This window comes from Streptosporangium album, from assembly GCF_014203795.1.
In the GTDB taxonomy this organism is placed as follows: Bacteria; Actinomycetota; Actinomycetes; order Streptosporangiales; family Streptosporangiaceae; genus Streptosporangium; species Streptosporangium album.
This window is the reverse complement of sequence record NZ_JACHJU010000006.1, coordinates 312,834-336,793: the sequence shown is the minus strand read 5'-3', so window position 1 is coordinate 336,793 and position 23,960 is coordinate 312,834. Positions and strand designations below refer to the sequence as shown.

The following is a 23,960-nucleotide window of genomic DNA, read 5'->3' as shown; positions in this document are numbered from 1 at the left end:
GGCCACGACGATGCCCTCACCGCGGGTGCTGGGCGGTGAGAAGCTTGCGCAGTCCCGCCTGTGACGTCGCGGCGAGCTCGGTCTTGGCCTTCTCGTTCTTGGTCTTCGCCTTTCGGGCGGCGCTGAGGTCGGCGTCGCTCTTGAGGCGTACCCAGAAGGTTGCCTTGTCGTCCGCGGACAGCTCCGCCAGGACGGACTTATCGATCTTTTCGGGGACGGGTGCGGCCTGGGCCACACCCCGGGGGATCATGAGCGTGAGAGCGGCGACGGTCCCGATCAGGACCGATCGCCAGTGTCGGGGGCGTTGGACACACGATCTCTTTCACGCCGGGCGAGGGTGACCCGCCGGGGAAAGCGACACGGGATGCGCATGATCTTTACAGACCATGTGGAGAATCGTGAATCGATCTTGTGTATTTTTCAAGTACTTAGCGCATCAAATTGCGATATGTCACAAGAATTAACGCGGAAAGGCCGCACCCGCCCGGGACCCGGGCTCCACCCTCCGCCGGACTGATCAGCCGACCATCCGAAGATCGCGAAACATCGAGACTAAGTGATGGTGAACGCTCGAGCACCGTAGGCAGGCACCCAGACAAGCACCTTCGAACCGCCCTCTTCAGGTCGATAAGCCTCTACTGAGCAGCTGAGATCCAGAACGTCCACCAGCCGATCGCCTGGTCGGACGAGCCGGCAATCCACGTTGATGTCCGCCTGGCGGGCGGTGGCAGCACTGTTCAGAACCACAAGCACCTCTTGAGAGCCATGGATACGGCTGAAGGCGAACAGGCCGGGCCCTTCGGGATCCGACCATCGAACCCACTGCTCACCTCTGCGCAGCGCCACGAACCGACCTCGGATCTCCGCCAGCCTGCGAATCCACTGGAAGGTGCCCGACATCGTGGCGAAGTTGTCGCCGGCTGAGCTCTCCGACTTGTACTGCCCCTCAGCGAACATGTCCTCCCGGTTCTGTGGAGACGCTCGATGCGCCGAGGACTCGGGCTCAAGACGGTTCGTCGACTGCCGAAAACCCTGTTCGGTTCCGTAGTAGACGAGAGGAATACCGATGGAAAACATCAGGAAGGCGAGAGCCATCCTGAGCAGGCCCTCCGGCTCTCCGACCCGGAGGAAACGATAAACGTCATGATTGTCAATGAATCGGACAACATTTCCCAGTGCCGGACCAAGGGCATGTGAAGCGATTCGAAAGCTGTCCTCGAGATCCCCTGTCGGTGAACTTCCGTGGAGCGCCCAGTTCTGCCGCCGATACTCGGGATAATTGTATGCGCTGTTGATCCCGGTGCGAAAATCATCGGCGATATCGAAGCAATTCCCCGTGGAGTGCTCGCCGAGGATCAACAGATTATTCTTGCCCAGACTAATCGCGTATCTTTTGACTTCATTTGCCAGATTACAGAGGAAGCCCCTGTCCAAGTGACGGATCGCATCGACCCTGAAACCGTCGGCATCAGTCTCCTTCAACCACCAGCAGGCGATGTGGATGAGAAGTCGCTGAGTTTCCGGCCGCTCGGTGGCAAACCGCCGAAAATTCGGCGGAAAATCACCGAAAGCAGCCTGCTCGGGACTGCTCCAGTCCTCGATCACGCCCCGACGGGTGAAATGCTCGGCCCTCGCCAGCTCGGTCGGATTGAAGCTATTCCATCGCGCGATGACCCCGCGCCGGCCTTCCTTCTTCCACTCGTTCCCGTCGGCGTATTCGAAGATCGGGCCAGCGTGATTGACCACCAGATCCAGAATTATCCGCATTCCGCGCTCATGCGCCCGAGCAACCAGATCCACCAGATCGGATAGCCTGCCCAGATGTGGGTCGACCTCCAGCAGGTGGACAGGCGCATACCCGTGGTACGTGCCAGGCGCGGTCACCGTGACCGGAGACAGGAGGACCGTTGTCACCTTGAGTTCCTCCAGGTATTCGAGACGGCCGGCCAAACCCGCGAGATCCCCGCCGTGCCTGGAGTCTCCGGAGCGCGAATCGCCTACGATGACGCAATCAGCCCCCGGCTGGAACCGGTCGATTATCAGCGAGTAGAAAACCTCGTCACGCCAATCATCTGGCGATGGCCAGTAATCGTGTTTCGGACGCGGCCGCAACGTGGTCTCGGCTATGGAGTTCGGCGCATCAACCGGATCCCCGATCGAGGGAATTCTTCCACCCACCCTCGGAACCCCTTTTCGGCTAGCTCAAGCTGGATTTCAGCGAACCTGTCCGGTTCACCGACTGGGGCGAGGGCGCGCCAACCATCCAACAACGAAGATTGTGTAATCGAATAGTTGCTGAAGAGCGAAAAGAATCCAGAACAAGTGCATGGAACTACTGGCGAATATTGACGACGCCAGCGCCAGAAAAAGGTCACGGCCCTGTTGAATATGCGATCGCGTATGGCGGCCGATGCGACCTTTGTCGTACAAGGCGTTGAGGCCGCGATAGCCCAACGTTCCGGATACCGAACCGGCGACCACCACGATGCTCACGTCCCGCCAGTAAGCAGCCTGCCAAGGGAGAATCGTGGACGGTATGGCCAGCCAGGTTAATATGCGGTAGATCGCCAGCGTCACTTGCATGTAAACAAGGTTCAGAACCGTCTGGTATATGAAACTCCGCGAGCCGATGATGGCCTGGAATTCCTGCCAGGAGTAAACCCATATACCATGGAACCCCTCATGTAACACCGTTATGGTAATTATGATCGCGAAGATCACCGGGTGGTTGGGGAGAAGCAGGCTCGTCCACCATGCGATCGACACGAAGATGCCAGGACCCTTTGATATCACCCCGCCCACGACTTCATTTTTGGTAGGCCAGGTCAAGGCGCAGGCAAGGGCACGGAACGGGAAGGAGATCTCGGATATCAGGGAGGGAGTGACACTCACGTCGGCCCGCAACCCCGGCTCGATGTTTGCAGATCTCAAAATTCACCCCCCTTTCGCGGCCACTGGTGATTCCTATGCTGACGGCACATGTCTCTTGCCGACGTGATGGAGCACCACAGCGCAACGGAGGAAGGTCACCCGGTCCTGCCATCGATCATGATGGTTTCCTTGTCTCCGGGCGGCGAATGCGCCGGAGGCCGACCGATACCCGCGCACGGTCCGGCCAGTGGTCGGCCGCGGGTCGACCACGTCCGCTTCGACCACGTCCGCTTCGATGACGACCACTGCCACATCACCGAGAGCGATCACCTTGAAGATCCTGCTCAAGCGGGCCCCGGTCACCTCACACCACGGCTCACCGCTCGCAACCTCTGGGCCAGGGTCAGCCGGAGGCGGACCGCGGCGAAGATCGGCGCGTGCCTGGCACGGCGCCGTCCCGACGCCGGATCGTCGACCGGTCCCACCCGTGTGGAGTCGATCTGCCACCCCCTCACCTGGTACCCCCATTGGCGATCTGCACTGCGACCTCACCCTCGCCCTGCACTGCGACCTCACCCTCGCCGAAGTCACAGCGCGCAACGGACGCGCGACGGAGACGCGGTGTGACGCCCGGTACGGCACCACCGCCCCGAGCCGGGCGAGCTTCGCCCTGATCTTGGCGACGGTCAGCCGGTCCGCCTGCCCCCCATCCGTGGGCCTGCTCGCGATCGACCATCACCGCCGCATGTCGTCAACCCGTTCGGACACCTACCCCTACGCTGCTGAACTTGACTGAGCGATGCCGGTCACAGGAGCGGCTCTGAGATGTGCAGACTGCCAGCCGCGCCTGCGGTGACCGCCATCGCTGATTGATTACCAGTGATCTCGGCTTTTCATGGCGGATTTATCTTGAGATGACCTTTTAAATGAAAAAAAATGCCTAATTTTGAGAGGGACAGAGCTTGCCTGAGGTCCAGTCCACATCAACTCAAGAGGCATAATCCACACAAACCATACCACTCGTCCCGAGGCCCCAGCAAGCCTCTGACCTCGATGGATCGACATCCGGAGTCGCGGCCGAGCCGGCCCGGCCGCGATAGAGGCAACCGACCGAATTTGAACGGGAACGCTTACGGAAAGAGCAATCCGTTTCGCCCTGGAGGTGTTGAGGTGAACCGCTTTCCCTCCGCCGAGACCTGCGGTCGCTCTTTCGGGGTGATGTGACTGGCCGAGTATTGAACAATTCCCGTTTATAATTTTACGATTCCGCCGGTCAGTGTGGGTAGGTGCATCTGGTCCTCCCGGCGGACGGCTGAGCACCATCCCGTTCCGCTCCGGGACCGTCAAGCCGACTTATGTAAATCTTCAGGCGCAGATGAGAGCCGGACCCGAGTTATCGATCAGCAAAAAACGCAACATCACGGATGATGCGGGAATGTATGACAGGTGTGCTTGTTTACCGAATAGCAGCCCAACGACTATATCCGTCAGTTTCTTACAAAATCTGCAAAGCCTCGCAGGCCCAAGTCACATCAAGACCATGGAAATGCAAACACAGCATAAAAGGTGGGATCACAAAGATATTCATGTCGGAAAGCTCAGAGAACACGAGGAGGTCCAATGCGCGTCCGTGTTGCGGTGGCCGCCGTCGCGGTGGCGGTGCTGGCCTCTGCCGTCACGGCCTGTAGCGGCCAGACGCCTGCCGCGGCAGCCCCCGGCGCGATAACGGCTACCTCAGCCCTCGCGAAGGGCAGCGGCAGGCTTGTCGTCTGGGCTGACCCCAACAGGACCAGGGCCCTCAGGCCTTTCGCCGACAAGTTCGGCACCGAGCACGGTGTCACCGTCGAGGTGAAGGAGATCAGCGACAACAACCAGCAGACTTTCATCACCGCCTCGCAGCAGGGCAGCGGCCCCGACGTGATGATCGGCGCGCACGACTGGATCGGCAACCTGGTCCAGAACGGCGACATCGACCCGGTGCACCTGACAGCCGAGCAGAAGGCCTCGTTCTCCGAGATCGCGCTGAAGGCGGTCACCTTCGACGGCCAGGTGTACGGCGTGCCGTACACCGTGGAGAACATCGCGCTGATCCGTAACACCAAACTGGCGCCCAACGCCCCGGCCTCCATCGAAGAACTGGTCAAGACCGGCAGGAAGCTGAAGGACGACGGCAAGGTCAAGGAGATCCTCTGCCTGCCGGTCACCCAGTTCGGTGATGCCGTCCACATCTACCCGATCTTCGCCTCGGGCGGCGGCGCCCTGTTCGGCACCACCGCCTCCGGTGACCCCGGCCCCAAACAGGTCCTGGTGGACTCCAAGGGATCGGTTGCGGCGTTCGGCAAGCTGAGGGACCTCGGGGAGAAGGGCGACGGCGCGCTGAAGACCTCGCTCACCAACGAGAACTCCATTTCGACCTTCGCCGCGGGCAGATGCGCCTTCCTGGTCTCCGGCCCATGGGCGATGACCGATGTGAAGAAGAGCGGCCTGAGCTACGACATCACCGCGGTCCCGGGTTTCGAGGGCGGCAAGCCTGCGACCCCGTTCGTCGGGGTGCACGCCTTCTACGTGGCTTCCAAGGGTAAGAACAAAGCCCTCGCCCAGGAGTTCGTGACCAACTATGTCACCAATCCGGACGTCGCCACGGCCCTCTACGAGGCCGATCCCCGCCCTCCGGCGCTGACCGCCGTCTTGGACACGGTCAAGGCCACCGATCCTGACGCCGCCAAGTTCATGGACGCGGGCAGGAAAGGTCTCCCGATGCCGGCCATTCCCGAGATGTCAGCCATCTGGATGACCTTCGGCATCGCCGAGAGCACCGTGATCAAGGGCGGCGACCCGGCCAAGGCCGCGGCCTCCGTGCAGAAGGCCATAGACAACTTGCTGAAGAACTGACCCGGGAAGGCCGATGTCCACTCCAGAAACGACGACGGCCGTGGAGGGCGGGAGCCCTCCACGGCCGAGGCCGCGCGGTGGAGCCGGGAACCAAGGGCCGGCTCCCAGACGACGTGAGATCTCCAGGGCCTTCGTGGTGAGCCGGATCGCCGTGCTCGGCGTCGTGTCGGCGATCCTGCTTTATGCGGGGCCCCCGCTGATCGCCACGGGGGCCTGGGTCGCGCTCGCGGTTCTGGGCGTCGTCACCGGGGTAATCGGCTATCTCTATCTGAGCCGCCGGTTCATCCCGGCCAAGTATCTGGTGCCGGGCACGATCTTCCTGCTCGTCTTCCAGGTCTTCCCGATCGTCTACACGATGACCACGGCCTTCACCAACTTCGGCGACGGCCACCGCGGGGACAAGCAGGCCGCGATCGCGGCGATCGAATCCGACTCGGTACGGCAGGTGCCCGGCTCACCCGACTACGGCCTCACCCCCGCGCTCAAGGGCGGCAAACTGGTCTTCCTGCTGACCGACACCAAGATCAAGCAGGTCCAGGTCGGCACCGCCGACGGGCTCACCCCGCTCCCCGGTGCGAAGATCGGCATAAGCGGCAAGGTCGCGCAAGCTCCTGGCTACACGATCCTGACCACTCCGCAGGCGGCCGAACGCGGGCCGGAGATCTCCGCCCTCTCCGTCCCGGCCCCGAACGGCACCATCAAGGCCAATGGCCTGAGCCGGGCCTTCGAGGGCAGGGCTCAGAAGACCTACGACGCCGCGTGCGATTGCGTCACCGACGCCGAGACCGGCCGGCGCTGGGTCGCCGACGGGTCCAGGGGCTTCTTCGTTGATCCCTCGGGCCGGCACCTCATACAGGGCTGGCAGGTCGATGTCGGCTTCGCCAACTTCGCGCGAGTCCTCACCGACCCGGCTATCTCGGGCTACTTCCTCGGCGTCTTCGCATGGAACATGGTCTTCGCGCTGGCGTCCGTGGCCACCTCGTTCGTACTCGGATTGGGAGTGGCGCTCACGCTGCACCACCCGCGGATGCGGGGCACGAGGATCTACCGGGTCGCCCTGATCCTGCCGTACGCGATGCCGGCCTTCGCGATGCTGCTGGTCTGGCGGGACATGTTCAACCGCGACTTCGGCCTGATCAACCATATGCTCGGGCTGAACCTGGATTGGCTGGGCGAACCGACCACGGCCAGGTTCGCAGTCATCCTGGTCAACCTCTGGCTCGGTTTTCCCTACATGTTCCTGGTGGCCACCGGTGCGTTGCAGGCGATCCCCCGAGAGCTGACAGAGGCGGCCGGCATCGACGGCGCCTCAATGGTGTGCACCTTCCGCAAGGTGACGCTGCCGCTGCTGCTGGTGGCGCTCTCGCCGCTGCTGATCTGTTCTTTCGCGTTCAACTTCAACAATTTCAACGCGATTCAGCTCACCACCCAGGGCGGCCCGTTTCCGGCGGACAGCCCCCAGGTCGGCGCCACCGACCTGCTCATCACCTACACGTTCCGGCTGGCGTTCGGCACCGGTTCGGCCCAGTTCGGCTTCGCCGCCGCCATCTCGGTCTTCATCTTCGCGTTCGTGGCCCTCGTTTCGGCGATCACGTTCCGGCAGACCCACCGTCAGGAGGAGGTGCACGCATGACGCGCTGGTTCAAGCAGGTCGGCTGGCGCCATCTGGTGGTGCTCGTGGTGGTGGCGTTCGCGCTCTTCCCGATTCTGTTCGTGTTCTCGGCGGCGATCAACCCGCTGGGCACGCTCACCTCCTCGCAGCTACTGCCGACCGGGGCGAGTCTGGACAACTTCGCCAACCTGTTCGGTTCCGTCACCTATCCGTTCGCACGGTGGTTCTTCAACTCGGTCTTCATCGCGCTGTCCGCCTCGTTCGCGAGCCTGCTGCTGAGCGTGCTCGCGGCCTACGCCTTCAGCCGGATGCGTTTCCGGGGCCGCCGCGTGGGAGTGCTGACGCTGCTGCTGGTCCAGATGTTCCCGCAGTTCCTGGCAATCGTGGCGATCTTCATCATCTTCACGAAGGTCACCGAGCTCTACCCGGCCTTCGGCTTCAACGGGGTGTGGGGCCTCATGCTGCTCTACCTCGGCGGTGCGCTCGGCGGGAACACCTGGCTGATGAAGGGCTTCCTGGACACGATCCCGAAGGAACTCGACGAGGCTGCGAGGGTCGACGGCGCCACGCACGCGCAGATCTTCTGGCGGATCATCCTGCCGCTGGTGACGCCGATCCTCGCGGTCACCGGGATGCTCGCCTTCATCAGCACGATGAGCGAGTTCATCATCGCCAACGTCTTCCTGCGCGACCCGGAGAGCAAGACCCTCGCGGTGGGCATGTTCGGAATGATCGCCGGTGATGGGCGCAACGCCAACTTCGGCATGTTCGCGGCGGCCACGCTGATCACCGCGGTCCCCACGGTCGGGGTCTTCCTCTGGCTGCAGAAGTACATCGTCTGCGGTCTCACCTCCGGAGCGGTCAAGAGCTAGCGATCGCAACCCGGGAACCGGCCCGGAGAACCGGGTTCCGCGACCATGGTTTCGGTGGCGACCACGAGATCTCATCCCGAAGACCGGCGATGCCGGGTGCGAGGACTCCCCTCCTGCGCGGCAATTCGGGCGATACGGTAAGGCGTCATGAGGTTGATCCACGCCGTGACCGCAGTGCCGCTCGTAGTCGTCCTCGCGGGATGCGGTGGTGCGGCGGACGGATCGGCGGCATCGGAGCGGCCCGTCCCGAGCGCTTCCCAAGCACCTTCCCCGCAGGCGGGGGCCGCGGATACGCCCGCGGACGCGCCCGCGCCTGATGTCCGCATCCCCACCGACCCCGTGAAACTGGCCGGCGCCCTGAAAAAGACGACCGCCGCGCTGGATGAGGCGATCGACGGCTGGACCAAGGGATCGCAGGAGCGGCCGCCGCGGGACGTCGTGCTGTTCGCGCTCCATCAGCAGCGCATCTACCGGGCGATGGCCCGCAGCACGGCGCTGGCCCGGGGGACCATCAGGCGGTTGCCCGAACGGCCGGCCGCCGAGGCGCGCGACAATGTCACCGCCGTCGGGAAGCTGTTGTCCCTGGCCCGGCCGATCAGCGCGGCGCGGCGCGAGCGGATGCGCTTGACGGAACCGCCCCCTGCCAAGCGGCTGCGTGACTTCATGGTGCGCGCCGAGAAGCGGTTCGGCGTCGAGTGGGAGGTTCTCGCAGCGATCATGCTCGTGGAGACGAAGTTCGGCCGGGTCAGGTCGGCGAGCTCCGCCGGGGCGCAGGGGCCCATGCAGTTCATGCCGGGCACGTGGCGGCAGTACGGACTGGGCGGGGACGTCCACGACGCGCGCGACGCTGTGTTCGGCGCGGCCAACTACCTCAAGGCGTCGGGGGCACCCCGGGACTACCGTCGTGCGGTGTTCGCCTACAACCACGACAGCCGGTACGTCGACGCCGTCCTGGCGCACGCCCGCCAGATCAAGCGCGATCCCCGCAGCTTCTACGCCTACTACAACTGGCAGGTCTTCGTCCTGTCCGCGGAGGGCGACGTCCGTCTCACCGGCCCCCGCTGACGGTTTCCGAGCTGGGCGGACCCGGATATCCGTCCGGTGTCTCCCTGAGCCCGCCATCGGATCGAACGCGTTTTCGACCGGCGGGAATACCGCGTCAGGTGAAATCTGCGCGGCCTTAGAGGAGGAAGTCGGCGATCTGCATCCACCCGGACGGGCCCAGAGCCGGTGAACTGACCGGATGACGGAGTGGGTCGTAGTCGGCGCGGGTGACGCCCTCGATGAGGAAGGCGATGACGAACAGCGGGCCGCCGATCGCGCCGCAAACGAGCAGCTTCTTCGTCGATGCATTCATCCGATCCGATCGGGATGAGATTTCAGCGGGCGGGGGTCCGAAACGTGGAAGATCGCCCATGCCTGTCAATTTAGGTTGACAGAGAGGTCACCGTCAACTCATGTTGACGCGAACGATCGCCTTCTTCCCGAGAAACGATCTTCTGATCAGCTCCTTGGCCGAGCCTGGCGAGGGCGCGTGCGGCGGCCGGTTCGTCGCCGATCTCGGGAACGAGCCGGTCGTCCGGACCGCGGCGAGCATGTCCCGCGCCCGAAACGCTGACCACGGCCGGAACGGCCAGTGCGGCACGGGCATGAGTGTCATCACCGTGTTCGGTGATGTCGATGGTGACATTCCAGCGCTTGCCGATCATCTTCGGTCCTCCTCGGAGGGCGGCAGATGTCCATAACATGCTTTCACGCCTACGGGGCGCAGGGCCCCCTCTCCGGCCGGAGGGACGCGCCCACCTTCCCGACCGCAGCCGGCCTGCGGCCCCATTGACTCACGGCAAGGACGGGCGTATCCGGGCCCGAGACCGCCGCGGAGGGCGTCTCGTCGGGGCGCCGGCGACGACGCGGGCGTACGCGAGCCGGGCAGGGCGGGATTCAGTCCACGCCGGAACTCGACAACAGGGGCAATGAATTCATTCCATTAATTCGTGAGCCATTTCCGGCATGCTAGGTTGAGGGCATTGCCATAAAAGAAACGAGCATGAATTCATTTCATTGGGAGAATCATGGATTCGCTGGTCATCGAGCGGGTGGAGACATTCGTCGTGGAATTGCCGACCATCCGGTCGTTCAGCATTTCCGGGGGGAGCGTCACCACGGCGGGGAGGCCCGCCGAACGGGTTCTCGTCAAGGTGACGGCCGGAGGGCGGACCGGCTGGGGGGAGGCGACGCCGACGCCCGCCTGGACCTACGAGACCGTGGAGTCGATCTCGACGACGATCGACCGCTACCTCGCTCCCGCGCTGATCGGACGGCCGGCGTGGGATCTCGACGGCGCCTGTGCGGCCTACGAGAGGGTGATCAACCGGGGGCTGACGATCGGCTCGCCCATCGCCAAGTCCGCACTCGACATCGCGCTGCACGACCTGCTCGGCCGGGCGCTCGGAGTCTCCGTCGGCCTGCTCTGGGGCCAGCGCCGCGTCGACCGCATCACGCTCGGCTGGATCGTGGCCGGCCAGACCCCGGCCGAGGTACGGCAGGCGGTCGAGGAGGGCCGGGCGCAGGGCTATCACGCGTACAAGGTCAAGGTAGGCCTGCACGACGAGGCGACGGACGTCTCGGTCGTGGCGGCGGTCAGGGAGGCGGCCCCGGACGCGCCCATCTGGGTGGACGCGAATCAGGCCTACACCGTGGACGGCGCGTTGCGCATGGCGCGCAGGCTCGCCGACCTGGACGTGTCGGCGTTCGAGCAGCCGCTGCCCGCCAACGACGTCACCGGGCTGCGCAGGCTGCGGGACCGGAGCCCCCTGCCCGTGGCGCTGGACGAGAGCCTGCGCCATCCCTCCGACCTGGCCACGTTCGTGAAGCTCGACGCGGTCGACATCGCCATCGCCAAGGTCCAGCGTTCAGGCGGTCTCACGCTGTCCCGCCGGCTGTGCCAGCTCGCCGAGGACGCGGGGCTGCGCATCATGGGCTCGGGGCTGACCGACACCGATCTCGGGTTCGCCGCCTCGCTGCACCTGTTCGCCGCGTTCGGCGTGGACACCCCTGTCGACCTCAACGGACGGCAGTTCGTCCACTCGGCCTATGTCGGGGGGAGCACGGTGGAGGTCGTGGACGGCACGGCTCTGGTGCCCACGGGGCCGGGACTCGGCGTCGAGGTGGACGAGGACGCGGTCCGCGCCCTCTCCACGGCGTACTGGAGCGTCTGACGAGTCTGACAAGGTGAAACCGCCGCTCCCTGACGAGAGCGGCGGCTCACCGAATCGCCTGCGCGGCCCGGGGCCGGGGATGCACTCCCCACCCCCAGGCTCCCAGCCCCGGCCTCAGCACCCCAGGCCCCGCGGCCTCGGTCTCCCGCCTCGGTGCCCAAGGCCGTGGTTCACCTGTGGTCAGCGCAACCAGTCGTCCAGGTGGGCGGCGACGAAGTCGTCGTCGACCAGCCAGGGATAGGCGGCGCCGACCCGGGCGATCTCCTCGGCCTGTCCCGGGGACAGCCCTTCGGCCGGATCGAGGCACCACGTGCCGGCCAGGAGGCCCTGTCCGCGCAGCACCTCGTGGACTCCGGCGATACAGCCGTGGAAGCCGCCGGCCACGTCGAAGACGGCGCCGTTGGCGTCGGTGAGGTCGGCGGCACGGCCCAGCAGGGAACGGAGGACCCGGTCGTCCCCCGCCCACGCCTGCCGCACCTCCTCGAACATGAGCACCGCCGCGCGGGTCCACACGGCCCACTGACCGAGCAGCCCGCCGACGATGCGGCGTCCCGCGACCGGCGTGAGCAGGTCGGCCAGGATGTTGTCGTCGTTGCCGGTGTAGAGCGCGACGCCGTCGCCGCGCCCCGACGCCACGACGGCGCTGACCACGTCGAGCGTGCGGTATCGGTCGAAGGGTGCCATCTTGATGGCCACCAGGGACTCCTGCTCGCTCAGCGAGCGCCAGAAGGACGGGCTCAACCTGCGGCCGCCCACCGCCTCCTGCAGATAGAAGCCGATGACGGGCAGCACCTCGCCCACGGCCCTGGCCCGCTCCAGCAGCTGCGGCTCACCCGCGCCCGGCACCATCGGCGACAGCAGCACGGCGTGGTAGCCCAGCGACGCCGCCAGCTCCGCCTCGGCGACGGCCTGCGCGGTGTCGCCGCAGGCGCCGGCGACCATGACGAACGGCCGGTCCGCCTCCTTCGCGACCACGTCGGCGGAGATCTCCAGCACCGGCCGGAGCAGCCCTGCCTGGCGGATCTCGAACTGCGTCGTGTGCACCGCGACGGCCACCCCGCCCGCCCCAGAGGCGAGGTAGTAGCGGGTGAGCGCGCGCTGGCGGCGCTCGTCGAGCGTGCGCCGTTCGGTCAGTGCCAGCGGATGGGCGGGGATGACGGTCCCCTCCCTGAGCAGGTCGATAGACATCTCAGAACCTCCCGTCGCGCACCGCGAACTTGGTCGGCTTTCCCGAAAGGGGCAGCCCGCGCGCCAGCCAGTCGGCCTGCCACGCGATCAGCGTGTCCAGCGGCACGTCCGGATAGCCGAACAGGCCGTGGCAGCGGGAGGCGTCGTTCAGCAACGCCGTGCCGCTCTCCCGCCTGGTGAAGGCCGCCTCGACGCCGAGCGCGGCGGCGAGCCGGGTGGCCGTGCGCCGTACCGAGGCGGTCTCGGGCCCTGTCAGGTTGAGCGTGAACGCCTCCGGGGCGCGCGCGTGCAGCAACGAGCGCAGCGCGACCTCGTTCGCATACCCCTGCCACACGACGTTGACGTGCCCGGTCGTGACGTCGACCGGCTCGCCCGCCGCCACATTGGCGGCGATGTCCGCGATCACGCCGTAGCGCAGGTCCACCGCGTAGTTGAGGCGCAGGATCGCGACCCGGGTGCCGTACGTGGCGGCGGCGTGTTCGAAGATCCGCTCGCGGCCGAGGCAGCTCATCGCGTACTCCCCCACCGGTCCCGGCTGGTCGCCCTCCGCGCTACCTCCGGAGGCCACGTCCACCAGCGGGTACACGTTGCCGGTGGAGAACGCCGTGATCGCCGAGTCGCGGTAGCGGCGGGCGACGGCGGCGGGCAGCGCCGCGTTGACCGCCCACGCCTGGTACGGCGCGGCCGACGTGCCGAACTTGGCGCCGACCATGAAAACGACGTTCGCCGCGTCGGGCAGCCCGGCCAGGTCGTCGCCGCCCATCAGGTCGTGGCGCACCACGTCGACGCCCTGGTCCGCCAGCGCCTTGGCGGCGGCGTCGTCCGACCAGCGCGACACGGCGTACACGCGGGCGGACTTCCGTCCCGCGGCGTCCAGCGCGCGCCGGGCCAGCCGGACCAGGCTCGGCCCCATCTTGCCGCCGGCACCGAGCACGACGAGGTCGCCGTCCAGCTCGCCGACGTCGGTGACCAGCGCGGCCGAAGGGGTGGCCAGCCGGTCCTCAAGTTCCCGCTCAGAGGTGAACATGTCGCGCTCCTTCGTCGTGTGGCCGCCGGTAGCCCACGCCCAGGCGGTCGAGGAGCGGCAGGTGGGCGGTCAGCCGCCGGGTGAAGTCGCCGAGGTCCCGGCCGGAGGACCAGGCGGCCTCGGCGACGGCGCAGAGGCGGGGAAAGGCGTTGTAGTCGAAGCGTTCCCGCGTGGGGAGGTACTCGCCCCAGAGCTGGGCCTGCATGCCGAGGACCCCGTCCCCCGCGTCGAATCCGTAGACGGTTTCCAACGGAAGCGGCCCCGCGATGCTGACCGGCTCTCCGGGAGCGTCCGATTCGGCGTAGTCGAGGTAGGTGTGCGTGTGCGGGGCGGCGACCACGTCGTGGCCCGCCCGCAGAGCCGCGTCGATCCGGTCCACGCCCCGCCACGCCATGATCACCATGTCCTCGGGCGGATCGTGGTCGAGCATGTCGTCCCAGGCCACCGCGCGGCGGCCGAGCCCACGCAGGTGATCGGCGAGGAGCCGCCCCCACCAGCCGTGCAGGGCGGCCGGCCCGGCGAGCCCGGCGCTCGTCACCCGCCGCGCGGCGTCGGGACTGGCGGCCCATTCGTCGCCGCGGACCTCGTCACCGCCGATATGGACGAATCGGGACGGGAACACGTCGCACAGCTCGTCGAGCACGTCGCGGGCGAAACCGGCGGCGCGGTCGCTCACGTTGAGCACGTGCGACGAGATGCCCCACGAGGTCCGCACCTCGACGGGTTCGGCCGGCGAGTGGCCGAGCCAGGGGCAGGCCGCGATCGCGGCCTGGGAGTGTCCGGGGAACTCGATCTCGGGGACCACGGTCACACCGCGGGCGGCCGCGTAGTCCACCAGGTCGCGCAGCTCCCGCTGGGTGTAGAAACCCCCGTGCGGGGTGCCGTCGAACCTGCCCTCCCGTGCGTGGCCGGCGGGGGACTCGGCGCGGTGGGCCCCGACCTCGGTGAGCCGCGGGTGCCCGCGCACCTCGAACCGCCAGCCCTGGTCGTCGGTGAGGTGCAGGTGCAGGACGTTGAACTTGTGCAGCGCCAGCAGGTCGACGTACGCGCGCAGGAACGAGACCGGGCGCCACCATCGGGCCACGTCGATCATGACGCCGCGCCAGGCGTACCTGGGCACGTCGCGGACGGTGCCGCACGGCACGCCGCCGGGCCCACCGAGCTGGCGCAGCGTCTGGACGCCCCAGCGCAGGCCCGCGACGCCCGCCGCGCCGATCTGGACCCCTTCCGGGGCGACGGTCAGGGTGTACCCCTCCTCCCCCAGGGACGCGTCGTCCACGAGGCGGAGGGTGATCTCCCCGGGACCCTCGCCGTCCGCGGCCAGGCCGAGCAGCTCCCGCGCCGTGCCGGCGTGCGGACCGCGCACCCGCGCGCCCCGGTCCAGCGGGAACAGCCCCTGTCCCGGGGTCGACGAGGCCACCTGCGGGATCATCGCCCGATCACCTGGCGAAAGGCCGCGAGGGCCTCGCCTATCGGGGGCGCGTCGGGATACCACATGCGCTCCCACTCCAGCGCGAGGTATCCGGAGTATCCGATGCGGTCGAGCTCGGCGAGCACGCCGGGCACCCCGACCGCGCCCTGTCCCGGCAGCACCGGCGCGAGCTCGGTGGGCGCCGCCGCGTCCTTGATCTGCACGTGCCGCAGGTACGGCGCCAGCGTGTCCGCCGTGTCGGCGGCCGTCTCCCCCGCGCGCCACGGGTTGACCACGTCCCACAGCGCGCCGACCCGTGGCGAGCCGACACCGGCGAGGACCCCGGCGATCGCCTCGCCGGTGAGGAAGACGTCATGGGTCTCCAGCAGCACGTCGACGCCGTTGTCCGGCAGCCGGTCCGCCACCTCCGCGAGCCTCCGAGTCGCGGTGGTGGCCGGGTCGTCCTGGCCCTCGACCCCGCCGAAGACCCGCACGTACGGCGAGCCGAGCGCCTCGGCGATCTCAACGTGGCGCAGCACCTCGGCCACGGGATCGCCGTCCGGCCGCGCCACGCGGGTGTAGGAGCAGACGGCGACGATCTCGATTCCGGCGGCGTCGAAAGCGCGCGCGACCGCGCGCAGGTCGCCGGGCGATGTGTCCGGGGAGACGATCTCACCTTCGGCGCAGCGCAGCTCCACGCCGGCGCAGCCGTACCGGGCGGCCACCGCGATCACCTCGTCGGCGGGGGCGCCCGGCATGCCGAGCGTGCTGAACGCGAGCGGGTTCACATCTGTCCCTTCACTGTGACGGTGGAACCTTGACGGGCGGACTCGTAGACGGCGAGGGCGACGTCCAGGACGGACAGCGCGTACTCCGGCGTGACCTCGGGCGCGGTCCCCGCCGCGCAGGCCCGCGCGAAGTCGGCGAGCTGCGCGGCGAACGCCCTGGACATCTCACCGGGTTCGGGAGCGGCCACCTGGGTGGCGACGCCTCCGCGGAAGGACCAGACGCCCTCGCCTCGGCTGATCCGTACCGCGCCCTCCCCGCACACGATCTCGGCCTCGTCGGTGAACGGCAGGCCGGTGCCGGTGACGGAGATCGTCGAGCGGGTGCCGTCGGCGTGCCGCGCCAGCGCGACCGCCTCCGTCTCCACCGACCCGCCGGCGGCTCCGGCGATGTGGCCGGTGACCTCGACGATCGGCGAGCCGACGAGCATCTGGAGCTTGTCGATGCTGTGGGTGCCGACGTTGAGCACGATCCCGCCGCCGGCCATGCCGGCGTCGAGGAACCAGCGGGGCCGCGCGGGGTCGGCGTAGTCGGCGGTACGCCGTTCCGAGGCCACGACGACGTGGCCGAGTTCGCCCGAGGCGAGGTAGGCGGCCGCGGCGCGCAGCGTCGGGACGAAGCGCAGGACGTGCCCGACCGCGAACACGACGCCGGCCGCGCGGCAGGCGTCGATCATGCGGATCGCGTCCTCGCGCGTGGTGGCGATCGGCTTCTCCACGAGCACGTGCAGCCCGGCCGCGGCGGCGTCCAGGGTGATCGGGGCGTGCAGGGCGTGCGGGACGGTGATCACGACCGCGTCGAGGCCGCCGGCCTCGATCATCGCCCGATGGTCGGTGAAGACGCGGGCGCCGGCCTCCGCGGCCAGCTTCTCCGCCGCCTCGGCCCGCACGTCGCACACCGCGACGACCTTCACCTGCCCGGTTGTCTGTCGTGCGGCGGCCACATGGAACTCGGCGATGGTGCCCGCACCGATGACGCCCAGGCGCAGCCCGGATGTTGTTGTCACGATTTCCTTTCTGGATCGGATGGGGTCCGGATCGATGGGGGTCCGGATCGGATGGAAGGGCTTCAGCCCTTGAGTCCCGCGGACATGGTGCCGCGGACGAAATAGCGCTGAGCCAGGACGAACACGACGAGCATCGGCAGCAGGCTCATCATGGCCGCGGCCGTGACGAGCTGGTCGTTTCCGACGAACTGGCCCTTGAGGCTCAGCACCCCGACCGGCAGCGTGTAGTTCTCGGGTGAGGTGAGGTAGATGGTGGGTTCCAGCACGGCCTTCCACGACGTGGTGAACGTGAAGACCGCGAGCGTGGCCAGGGCGGGCTTGGCCAGCGGGAGGTGGATCCGCCAGAACACCTGCCAGGGATTGGCGCCGTCGAGGCCCGCGGCCTCCTCGAAGTCCTTGGGGATGCCGAGGAAGGTCTGCCGCATCAGGAAGATCCCGATGGGCGTGGCCAGCCAGTACGGCACGATGAGCGGCAGCAGGGTGTCCAGCCAGCCCAGCGAGCGGAACAGCAGGAAGTTCGGCACGATCGTGATGACGGTCGGCAGCATCATGGTCCCGAGGGCCATGGTGAGCAGCGTCTGCTTGCCCGGCAGGCGCATCCTGGCCAGGGCGTGCCCGACCATGGCGCTGGTCAGCACGTTGCCGGCCACGGCGAGGACCGCGATCACGAGGCTGTTGGCCAAATAGAGCCCGAACGGGGTGCGCCGCCACACCTCCGCGTAGTTGTCCCACTGGACCGGGTCGGGGATCCACGTCGGCGGCACCTGGATGTACTGCGCGAAGCTCTTGAGCGAGTTGCTGAGCGCCGCGGCGAACGGCAGCAGCATGACCAGGGCGCCCGCGAGGACCAGGGCGTAGGAAGCGGTCTTACGCATAGTGCACCCACCTGCGCTGGAGCCGGAACTGCACGAGGGTGAGCGCGAGCACCAGCACGAACAGCACCCACGCGATGGCCGAGGCGTAGCCCATCTGGAAGAACTGGAAGCCCTGCCGGTAGAGGTGGAGCACGGTGAGCTCGCTCGCCCCGTGTGGACCTCCGTCGGTCATCACGAAGACCTGCTCGAACGACTGCAGCGTCTCGATGGAGGTGAGCACCAGCACCAGGAAGGTGGTGCCGGAGATACCGGGCAGGGTGATGTACCGGAACCGGTTCCAGGCCGACGCGCCGTCGATCTTCGCCGCCTCGTAGCGCTCCTCGGGGATGGCCTGCAGGCCCGCGAGGAAGAGCACCATCATGTAGCCGACGCCCTTCCACACCGCGACCGCCGCGAGCGTGGGGATCACCAGCGCGGGATCCTGCAGCCAGTTCTCGGCGGGCAGCCCGAAGAAGCCGAGCACCTGGTTGGCGATGCCGGTCTGCGGGTTGAAGACCGCGTCCGCGACGTACGCGACGACCACCCACGAGGAGACGACCGGGACGAAGTAGGCCGCGCGGAACAGGGCCATGCCGCGCAGCCGCTGGTTGAGCGCGATCGCCAGGCCCAGGGCCAGGACCGTCTGGGTCGGCACGAACAGCACGGCGAAGTACGCGGTGTTGCCGAGCGTCCGCCAGAAGAGGCCGTCGCTGAAGAGCCGGGTGAAGTTGCCGAACCCGACGAACCTGGGCGAGGACATCAGGTCGTAGTCGGTCATGCTGAAGAACAGCGAGGCCAGCAGCGGCCAGGCGGCCAGTGCGACCAGGTGGAGCAGGTAGGGCGAGGCGAAGGCGAACGCCCAGGCCCGCTCCCCTGTGCGCCGTTTCCGGGCGGGTGGCCGCGGCTCCGCGGCCACCTTCCCGGCTCGCCTGGTGAGCACCGTCACTGCGTCTGCCCCGCGTAGAAGCGGCCGATGACCTCCTGGGCGTCCTTCTGCCCGGCCGTGAGCGCGGTGGCGACGGGCGTGGCGCCCGACAGCGCCTCGTTCATCCGCTTGGCCAGAGCCTCGGTGTACTCCGACCACACGGCGTTGGTGCCGAGGTCGGTGGCCGCGTCGAGCGATTCGAGGAACGCCGGGCCGCGGTCGGCGGGCAGGGCCGTGGAGGCGACCTTCTTGTTGATCGGGATCGCCTCGCCCAGCTCGGCCCACTTGCGCTGCGGGCCCTCCCCGGAGAAGAAGGTGATCCACTTCCACGCCGCGTCGGCCTGCGCCGGCGAGGCGGCCTTGCTGACCACCCATGAGTTGACGATCGCGACGTTGCCGCGGCCGGCCGGGCCCTTCGGCAGCGGCGCCACCCCGAAGTCGACGCCCGCGCTCACCGCGGGCAGGGTGCGGGCGTAGATGCCGTACGACATCGCGACCCGGCCGGTGGCGAACAGCGTGTGGACGACGCCCTTGCCCAGGCCCTCGGTGGTCGCGTAGTCGGGGGCGAATCCGTCCTTGCCCATCGCGCCGAGCATCCAGTCGAGCGCGGCCTTCGACTGCGGGCTGTCGACGACCACCTTGCGGTTGTCGTCGGTGACGATGTCGCCGCCGAACGCCTTGACGATGGGCCACCAGCTCTCGGTGAAGCCCGGCGAGTAGGCGCGGAAGCCGTACGTGTCGGGCTTGCCGTCGCCGTTGGTGTCCTTGGTGAGCTTCTTGGCCGCGGCGGCGAGGTCGTCGTAGGTCCAGTCGGCGGTCGGCTCGGCCACCTTGGCGTCGGCGAACAGCTTCTTGTTGTAGAACAGCACCGGCGTCTGGGCGCCCTGCGGGAAGCCGTAGATCCGGCCCTTGGCGTCCCGGTTCAGCTCGATGCCGGAGTAGCCGGCGGCGTCGACGGTCTTGACCCGGTCGCTCAGGTCGGCGAGGGCGCCGCGCGCGGCGAACTCCTGCACGAACACACCGTCGGACAGCCACACCTGCGGGGCCTGGCCGCCGGCGATCTGGGTGCGCAGCTTCTCGAAGAACTTGACGTACGGCGCGACCTCCAGCTGCACCTTGATCGACGGGTTGGCGGCCGTGAACTCCTTGACGAGCTCCCGCATGGTCGTGTCTGCGGCGTCTCCCGCCGCGGCGTAGAAGCCGAGCTTCAGGGTGACCGCTCCCGAATCGTCGGCCGAGCCGCCACATGACGCCGTGCCGGCCACGGTGAGGACGGCCACCGCGGCGGCGGCGAGCATGCGCACTCTCATTGGGTCCTCCAACAGGAAAGGGGGGAAGGGGGGTGAGGATGACGGCCGGCGTCACATGGGGACGCGGACCTCGACGAGGCTGCCGGCGGCGGCGCCGCAGGAGGCCCGTACGGCCAGGCGGGGCTGCAGCACGACGCGGCAGACCGGGGCGACGGGACCGAGCTCGATCCGGCGGAGCAGCAGCTCGGTCGCCATGCGGCCGACTTCGGCCTTGGGCGGCGACACCGCGGTGAGCGGCACCTCGGACAGGTCGGCGACCTCGTCGTCGTAGGCGACCACGGCGATGTCGTCGGGGACGGTCAGGCCGACCCGGCGCAGGTAGGGCAGGAGCGCGGTCGCCTCGCGGTCTCCGAGACACACCACCGCGCGCACCTTCTCCGTGACCAGCGAGTTGGCGTATGCCAGCATGTCGTGCCCGGTCCAGACGGGCTGCCTGGCCACGGCCTCCGGGATCTCCGACAGCCCGAGGTCGGCGACGGCCTGGCGGTATCCCGCGAAGACATGCTCCGAGGTGGCGGTGCCGATCCGGCCGAGGTAGCCGATCCGGCTCCGGCCGAGCCGGCTGAGGTGCTGGACCGCCGCGTAGCCGCCGCCGTGCACGTCGGTGCAGACATAGGACGTCGGGTCGGCCGGGCGGGGGTCGGCCGGCCTGCGCTCCACCAGCACGTACGGCACGGGCAGCTCGCGCAGCCGGGCCAGGTGCGCGGCGGGGTCGGCGACGAGGTGCAGGTTGGGCACCAGCAGCAGACCCGCGACCCCGACGTCGACGAGCTGCTGGATCTGCGCGAGCTCGACGCCGGGGTCGTAGTTGGAGCACGCGAGCACGAGCTGGACTCCGGCGGCGGTGGCCGCCCGCTCGATGCCCTGGACGACCCGGGGGAAGTAGTAGGTGTTCGACGGGACGAGCGCGCCGATGAGCCGCGGCCTGGCCCCCGTGGTGACGGAGGCGGTGGTCACGAAGGTGCCCGACCCCTGCCGGCGCCGGACGAGTCCCTCCTCGACCAGCAGGTCCACCGCGCGGCGCACGGTGTTCACCCCGACCGAGTAGGTCTGCGCCAGCTCGGCCTCGGTCGGCAGCCTGCCGCCGACCGGCCAGCGACCCTGCACGATTTCCTGCCGCAGGCGTGCCGCGAGGGTGCGGAATCGCCTTCCCCTTGGGAGGGAATTCATTCCATCGGGTGGCTCCATAACGGGATTCTTCTCGCCATATATATGCAATGTCAACCCTAAATTCACTCCCTATTTCGCGCTAAAAAGGAATGAATTCCTGCCTTAATGCGTACGCGAAAGGGCCGCCTCCGGCGGGAGACGGCCCTCCGGCGGACGCGGCGTCACCAGCGGGCGGTGACGCCCCTGTCCTGGTCATAGGCGCCGGCCCAGTAGCGGCCGGGCGCGGTCAGCCGGTGACCGGCGAACCCGACCTCGCCCGTCGGCTGCTTCAACGCCTCGGACGTCGCGGTGGCCCAGCCGTCGGCGTTCGCGGTCACCGTCACGTAGCGTCCGGCGGAGAAGGTGAACCGCCCGCGCACCGTCGCGGCCACCGGCTCCCCGGTCTCCTTGTCCACGACGCGCAGCCGTACCCGCGCGGTGCCGCCTTCCAGCGTGACGGCCATCGACTCCACCACCATCGGACGCAGGCCGGTGGTCGCGGTCGTCACGGCGACCGGATCGGATGCGGGGCCGCGGTGTCCCGCCACGTCCACGGGCACGATCCGGTAGGTGTAGGCGGTGCCGGGCAGCAGCCCGGCGTCGGTGTGGGTCAGGCCGCGCGCCTTGCCGGCGAGCGTGCCCGGTCCGGGCGTGAAGCCCGGCTCCGTCGATCTGTGCACCTCGTAGAAGTCGACCTCGGTGTCGTCATAGGCCCGCCCGTAGGTCAGGTCGACCGTGGCGTGGTCGAACGCGACGGCCTTCGGCGGCGACTTGACGCCCGTGGGCGGATCTGAGTCGGCGGGCGGCGCGGGCCACTGCGCCGAGGGGCCCCAGATCGTGGGCAGTTCCCGGTAGGAGTCGTAGTGGTGGAGCGCCACCCCGGCGAAGGCGGGGCGGCCCGAGAACGCCTGGTAGACCTTCGCCAGCTCCACCTCCATCGCGTTCCTCCCCTCCTCCCGGAAGGTGATGCTGGACGGGTCGCCGCTGGTCGCGATGTCCAGCGTCTCCACCCCGACCACCACGGAGAGCGGCTTGCCGATGCGGTCGGCGTAGGCCATCTCGCCCTCGGCCTGCGCGATGATGCCGGCGCTGCCGTCCGCCTGATCCCGGTAATCCATGATCGCGATGTAGTCCGCCATGTCCTGGATATGTTCGGACATGGTGCGGGTGGTCCCGGCGTACGGGATGTCCGTGCAGCAGGCGGAGGTGTCCAGCCACCGAGGCACCGCCGGGCCGAACAGCAGGGGCTGCCCGGACGCGTCTCTGCGCTGGATCATCGCCCGCAGCGTGTCCAGCCACTGGATCTGCACGTCGGGCTTGGCGCTGTTGAACCAGGGCAGGATGTAGGGCTCGATGTCGACGTTGATCCCGTCGAAACGCTCGGCCGGCGCCGACGAGAGGTTGTAGTCGAGAACCCGCTCCACTTCCCTGACGGCGCGGTCGCGATATCGGGAGAGCGCGCCGAGATAGGGCGGGCGCGTGCCGCCGGCCACCGTGGCGTGCACCTTCATCCCCCGGCGGTGCGCCCAGGCCACGAGGTCGCGCAGCTCGGGGCGCGCGTCCTCGATCATGTCGCGCCCGGCGTACGTGTCCACTCCCAGGTAGATCGTCGAGTCGGGCGCCAGAACGGTCTCCAGCAGGCGGCGCGACCCGGGGTTGAGCACCAGGTTGTAGGAGGCCTTCTCCCAGATCCACATCGCCCGGTCCTGCCGGTGCGGCGCCGGGCGTTCCTTCTTCGCCGCGCCGAGCGCCACGTACCGGGTGGCCGACCTGGACACGTGGCCGCGCGCGTCGACCGCCTCGGCCTCCAGGCTCGCCATGACATCGCCGTACTTGGCCGGCTTCACCAGCGTCACGTACCGCCCCTTGGCGCTGGACGCGCTCTGCCAGGGGCCGCTGTTGACCCGGACCCGCACCGAACGCACGTCCGCGCCGGTGACGTCCACCCACACCGTCGTGGGCCGGGTGAGCCTCGCCCCGTCAGCCGGCTCGGCGATCGACACCTTCGGCGCCCTGGCCGGCGGGTTGTCCACCCGCAACGTCAGCGGCTGCGACCACGTGCCGTACCGCGTCTCCGCGTCCGTCGCCTTGGCGTAGATCTCGACCTCGCCGTCCATCGCGCTGGTGTCCAAGTCGTAGGACCACGTGCCGGCGTCGTCGGCGTCCGGATCGCTCACCCTGGCGCGCTCGATCCGCTCGCCGTTCACCACGATGGTCACGTCGTACGCCCCGGTGAACCGTCCGGCGAGCCGTACGACGCCGGGGGCGGCCTCGGAGGAGTCGATCACCACCGATGACGGCTCCGCAACGCGGGCGGCGGCCGGGACGGCCGACATGCTCGCCAGGGCCAGCACGAGCGCCCCGGCGATCCTCAAGAGCCTTACAGGCATGGAAGCCACCTCCACAGGAATGAATTCATGCCGGATTACGAACCATCCGGACACGGGAATCCGCGAGATGGCGAAACAATAACCCCGGAAGAACGGAAGAAGAATGGAATGAATTCGCACCCCGTCCTGCCTGCGCGAGAGCGACGGCCGGCGCGCTCGGATCAGGCGTCTCCAGTCGACGCGCGCCCCCGCAGCTTGACGGGAAGGATGATCGGCCCCGGCGCGGTCTCGCCGTTGAGCCGCGCGATGAACAGCTCGTGCGGCTGCGGGCTGGTGGGCTTCCCCTCGCCGCCTACCTGGGGGTACCGGTGGCGCCCCTCTACCAGTGGCGCCACCTCGGCACCGGCCCAGAGAGTCACAAGGTCGGCCGTCACGTCCGCTACCTGCCCGACGACGTCGTGGCCTGGGTGCGGAGGCAGCCATGACCGTTTATGACCGCCGGCACAAGA

22 protein-coding genes are annotated in these 23,960 nt (G+C 68.2%); 7 read left to right on the top strand and 15 right to left on the bottom strand.

Annotated elements, in window-relative coordinates; all coding sequences use genetic code 11:
* Nucleotides 1–16 precede the first annotated feature (16 nt).
* The 3 genes from FHR32_RS45535 to FHR32_RS40305 all read right to left on the bottom strand — a co-directional run bounded on the left by FHR32_RS45535 (nucleotide 17) and on the right by FHR32_RS40305 (nucleotide 2,892).
* Nucleotides 17–250: a hypothetical protein gene (locus FHR32_RS45535; protein ID WP_246468559.1), complete on the bottom strand. Its 234-nt coding sequence runs from the start codon at nucleotides 248–250 to the stop codon at nucleotides 17–19.
* Nucleotides 251–552: 302 nt separating this feature from the next.
* A complete protein-coding gene (locus FHR32_RS40310; RefSeq protein WP_184759852.1) occupies nucleotides 553–2,178 on the bottom strand; it encodes an alpha-amylase family glycosyl hydrolase in 1,626 nt (541 codons plus the stop codon).
* Nucleotides 2,179–2,232: 54 nt separating this feature from the next.
* The gene (locus FHR32_RS40305) at nucleotides 2,233–2,892 is read right to left on the bottom strand and encodes a hypothetical protein (protein WP_184759851.1); all 660 of its coding nucleotides are present in this window, start codon (nucleotides 2,890–2,892) and stop codon (nucleotides 2,233–2,235) included.
* A 466-nt stretch (nucleotides 2,893–3,358) separates the two neighbouring features.
* Between FHR32_RS40305 and FHR32_RS40300 the strand changes: the two genes are divergently transcribed.
* The 5 genes from FHR32_RS40300 to FHR32_RS40280 all read left to right on the top strand — a co-directional run bounded on the left by FHR32_RS40300 (nucleotide 3,359) and on the right by FHR32_RS40280 (nucleotide 9,312).
* Entirely contained in the window at nucleotides 3,359–3,667 is a 309-nt protein-coding gene (locus FHR32_RS40300; protein ID WP_184759850.1) for a hypothetical protein, read from the top strand.
* A gap of 824 nt (nucleotides 3,668–4,491) precedes the next feature.
* Nucleotides 4,492–5,763, top strand: coding sequence for a sugar ABC transporter substrate-binding protein (locus FHR32_RS40295; RefSeq protein ID WP_184759849.1), 1,272 nt, complete (start codon nucleotides 4,492–4,494; stop codon nucleotides 5,761–5,763).
* Nucleotides 5,764–5,899: 136 nt separating this feature from the next.
* Nucleotides 5,900–7,396 (top strand): ABC transporter permease subunit, encoded by a 1,497-nt coding sequence (locus tag FHR32_RS40290; RefSeq protein WP_312882924.1) that lies wholly within the window; start codon nucleotides 5,900–5,902, stop codon nucleotides 7,394–7,396.
* Entirely contained in the window at nucleotides 7,393–8,247 is an 855-nt protein-coding gene (locus tag FHR32_RS40285) for a sugar ABC transporter permease (protein WP_184759847.1), read from the top strand. Before FHR32_RS40290 ends, FHR32_RS40285 begins: the two co-directional genes overlap by 4 nt.
* 147 nt (nucleotides 8,248–8,394) lie before the next feature.
* Entirely contained in the window at nucleotides 8,395–9,312 is a 918-nt protein-coding gene (locus FHR32_RS40280) for a lytic transglycosylase domain-containing protein (RefSeq protein WP_184759846.1), read from the top strand.
* A 115-nt stretch (nucleotides 9,313–9,427) separates the two neighbouring features.
* Here FHR32_RS40280 and FHR32_RS40275 read toward each other — a convergent pair whose 3' ends face one another.
* Nucleotides 9,428–9,604, bottom strand: coding sequence for a DUF998 domain-containing protein (locus FHR32_RS40275; RefSeq protein ID WP_184759845.1), 177 nt, complete (start codon nucleotides 9,602–9,604; stop codon nucleotides 9,428–9,430).
* A gap of 70 nt (nucleotides 9,605–9,674) precedes the next feature.
* Nucleotides 9,675–9,956 carry a dsRBD fold-containing protein gene (locus tag FHR32_RS40270; protein ID WP_184759844.1) on the bottom strand — a complete coding sequence of 94 codons (282 nt, stop codon included), beginning with the start codon at nucleotides 9,954–9,956 and terminating at the stop codon, nucleotides 9,675–9,677.
* Between the two features lie 363 nt (nucleotides 9,957–10,319).
* Here FHR32_RS40270 and FHR32_RS40265 point away from each other — a divergent pair, with 363 nt between their 5' ends.
* Entirely contained in the window at nucleotides 10,320–11,465 is a 1,146-nt protein-coding gene (locus FHR32_RS40265; protein ID WP_184759843.1) for a mandelate racemase/muconate lactonizing enzyme family protein, read from the top strand.
* 180 nt (nucleotides 11,466–11,645) lie between these two features.
* Here the strand turns inward: FHR32_RS40265 and FHR32_RS40260 are convergent, their stop codons facing one another.
* From FHR32_RS40260 to FHR32_RS40215, 10 genes are all read right to left on the bottom strand, one after another.
* Nucleotides 11,646–12,653 (bottom strand): dihydrodipicolinate synthase family protein, encoded by a 1,008-nt coding sequence (locus tag FHR32_RS40260; RefSeq protein ID WP_184759842.1) that lies wholly within the window; start codon nucleotides 12,651–12,653, stop codon nucleotides 11,646–11,648.
* 1 nt (nucleotide 12,654) lies between these two features.
* Nucleotides 12,655–13,680 (bottom strand): NAD-dependent epimerase/dehydratase family protein, encoded by a 1,026-nt coding sequence (locus tag FHR32_RS40255; protein ID WP_184759841.1) that lies wholly within the window; start codon nucleotides 13,678–13,680, stop codon nucleotides 12,655–12,657.
* The gene (locus FHR32_RS40250; RefSeq protein WP_184759840.1) at nucleotides 13,667–15,112 is read right to left on the bottom strand and encodes a beta-N-acetylhexosaminidase; all 1,446 of its coding nucleotides are present in this window, start codon (nucleotides 15,110–15,112) and stop codon (nucleotides 13,667–13,669) included. The genes FHR32_RS40255 and FHR32_RS40250 overlap by 14 nt, the downstream gene beginning before the upstream one ends.
* Nucleotides 15,109–15,879 carry a sugar phosphate isomerase/epimerase family protein gene (locus tag FHR32_RS40245; protein ID WP_184759839.1) on the bottom strand — a complete coding sequence of 257 codons (771 nt, stop codon included), beginning with the start codon at nucleotides 15,877–15,879 and terminating at the stop codon, nucleotides 15,109–15,111. The genes FHR32_RS40250 and FHR32_RS40245 overlap by 4 nt, the downstream gene beginning before the upstream one ends.
* Complete coding sequence (locus tag FHR32_RS40240; protein ID WP_184759838.1) at nucleotides 15,876–16,883, bottom strand: Gfo/Idh/MocA family protein; 1,008 nt, start codon at nucleotides 16,881–16,883, stop codon at nucleotides 15,876–15,878. Before FHR32_RS40240 ends, FHR32_RS40245 begins: the two co-directional genes overlap by 4 nt.
* Nucleotides 16,884–16,945: 62 nt before the next feature.
* Complete coding sequence (locus FHR32_RS40235; protein WP_184759837.1) at nucleotides 16,946–17,758, bottom strand: carbohydrate ABC transporter permease; 813 nt, start codon at nucleotides 17,756–17,758, stop codon at nucleotides 16,946–16,948.
* Nucleotides 17,751–18,677, bottom strand: coding sequence for a carbohydrate ABC transporter permease (locus FHR32_RS45530; protein WP_184759836.1), 927 nt, complete (start codon nucleotides 18,675–18,677; stop codon nucleotides 17,751–17,753). The genes FHR32_RS40235 and FHR32_RS45530 overlap by 8 nt, the downstream gene beginning before the upstream one ends.
* 2 nt (nucleotides 18,678–18,679) lie before the next feature.
* Nucleotides 18,680–19,972 (bottom strand): ABC transporter substrate-binding protein, encoded by a 1,293-nt coding sequence (locus tag FHR32_RS40225; RefSeq protein ID WP_184759835.1) that lies wholly within the window; start codon nucleotides 19,970–19,972, stop codon nucleotides 18,680–18,682.
* Between the two features lie 51 nt (nucleotides 19,973–20,023).
* Nucleotides 20,024–21,142 (bottom strand): GntR family transcriptional regulator, encoded by a 1,119-nt coding sequence (locus FHR32_RS40220; protein ID WP_221466862.1) that lies wholly within the window; start codon nucleotides 21,140–21,142, stop codon nucleotides 20,024–20,026.
* Between the two features lie 161 nt (nucleotides 21,143–21,303).
* A complete protein-coding gene (locus FHR32_RS40215; protein ID WP_184759833.1) occupies nucleotides 21,304–23,511 on the bottom strand; it encodes a fibronectin type III domain-containing protein in 2,208 nt (735 codons plus the stop codon).
* A 257-nt stretch (nucleotides 23,512–23,768) separates the two neighbouring features.
* Here FHR32_RS40215 and FHR32_RS47590 point away from each other — a divergent pair, with 257 nt between their 5' ends.
* On the top strand, nucleotides 23,769–23,936 hold the full coding sequence (locus tag FHR32_RS47590; protein ID WP_345005725.1) for a helix-turn-helix transcriptional regulator: 168 nt from the start codon (nucleotides 23,769–23,771) through the stop codon (nucleotides 23,934–23,936).
* Nucleotides 23,937–23,960: the final 24 nt, after the last annotated feature.

What these genes read in the sequence shown, in the direction of transcription:
- FHR32_RS45535 (WP_246468559.1), bottom strand. Translation starts at nt 250, where the DNA reads ATGATCCCCCGGGGTGTGGCCCAGGCCGCACCCGTCCCCGAAAAGATC.
- FHR32_RS40295 (WP_184759849.1), top strand. Translation starts at nt 4,492, where the DNA reads ATGCGCGTCCGTGTTGCGGTGGCCGCCGTCGCGGTGGCGGTGCTGGCC.
- FHR32_RS40285 (WP_184759847.1), top strand. Translation starts at nt 7,393, where the DNA reads ATGACGCGCTGGTTCAAGCAGGTCGGCTGGCGCCATCTGGTGGTGCTC.
- FHR32_RS40280 (WP_184759846.1), top strand. Translation starts at nt 8,395, where the DNA reads ATGAGGTTGATCCACGCCGTGACCGCAGTGCCGCTCGTAGTCGTCCTC.
- FHR32_RS40275 (WP_184759845.1), bottom strand. Translation starts at nt 9,604, where the DNA reads ATGAATGCATCGACGAAGAAGCTGCTCGTTTGCGGCGCGATCGGCGGC.
- FHR32_RS40270 (WP_184759844.1), bottom strand. Translation starts at nt 9,956, where the DNA reads ATGATCGGCAAGCGCTGGAATGTCACCATCGACATCACCGAACACGGT.
- FHR32_RS40265 (WP_184759843.1), top strand. Translation starts at nt 10,320, where the DNA reads ATGGATTCGCTGGTCATCGAGCGGGTGGAGACATTCGTCGTGGAATTG.
- FHR32_RS40260 (WP_184759842.1), bottom strand. Translation starts at nt 12,653, where the DNA reads ATGTCTATCGACCTGCTCAGGGAGGGGACCGTCATCCCCGCCCATCCG.
- FHR32_RS40255 (WP_184759841.1), bottom strand. Translation starts at nt 13,680, where the DNA reads ATGTTCACCTCTGAGCGGGAACTTGAGGACCGGCTGGCCACCCCTTCG.
- FHR32_RS40250 (WP_184759840.1), bottom strand. Translation starts at nt 15,112, where the DNA reads ATGATCCCGCAGGTGGCCTCGTCGACCCCGGGACAGGGGCTGTTCCCG.
- FHR32_RS40235 (WP_184759837.1), bottom strand. Translation starts at nt 17,758, where the DNA reads ATGCGTAAGACCGCTTCCTACGCCCTGGTCCTCGCGGGCGCCCTGGTC.
- FHR32_RS40225 (WP_184759835.1), bottom strand. Translation starts at nt 19,972, where the DNA reads ATGAGAGTGCGCATGCTCGCCGCCGCCGCGGTGGCCGTCCTCACCGTG.
- FHR32_RS40220 (WP_221466862.1), bottom strand. Translation starts at nt 21,142, where the DNA reads ATGAATTCCCTCCCAAGGGGAAGGCGATTCCGCACCCTCGCGGCACGC.
- FHR32_RS40215 (WP_184759833.1), bottom strand. Translation starts at nt 23,511, where the DNA reads ATGCCTGTAAGGCTCTTGAGGATCGCCGGGGCGCTCGTGCTGGCCCTG.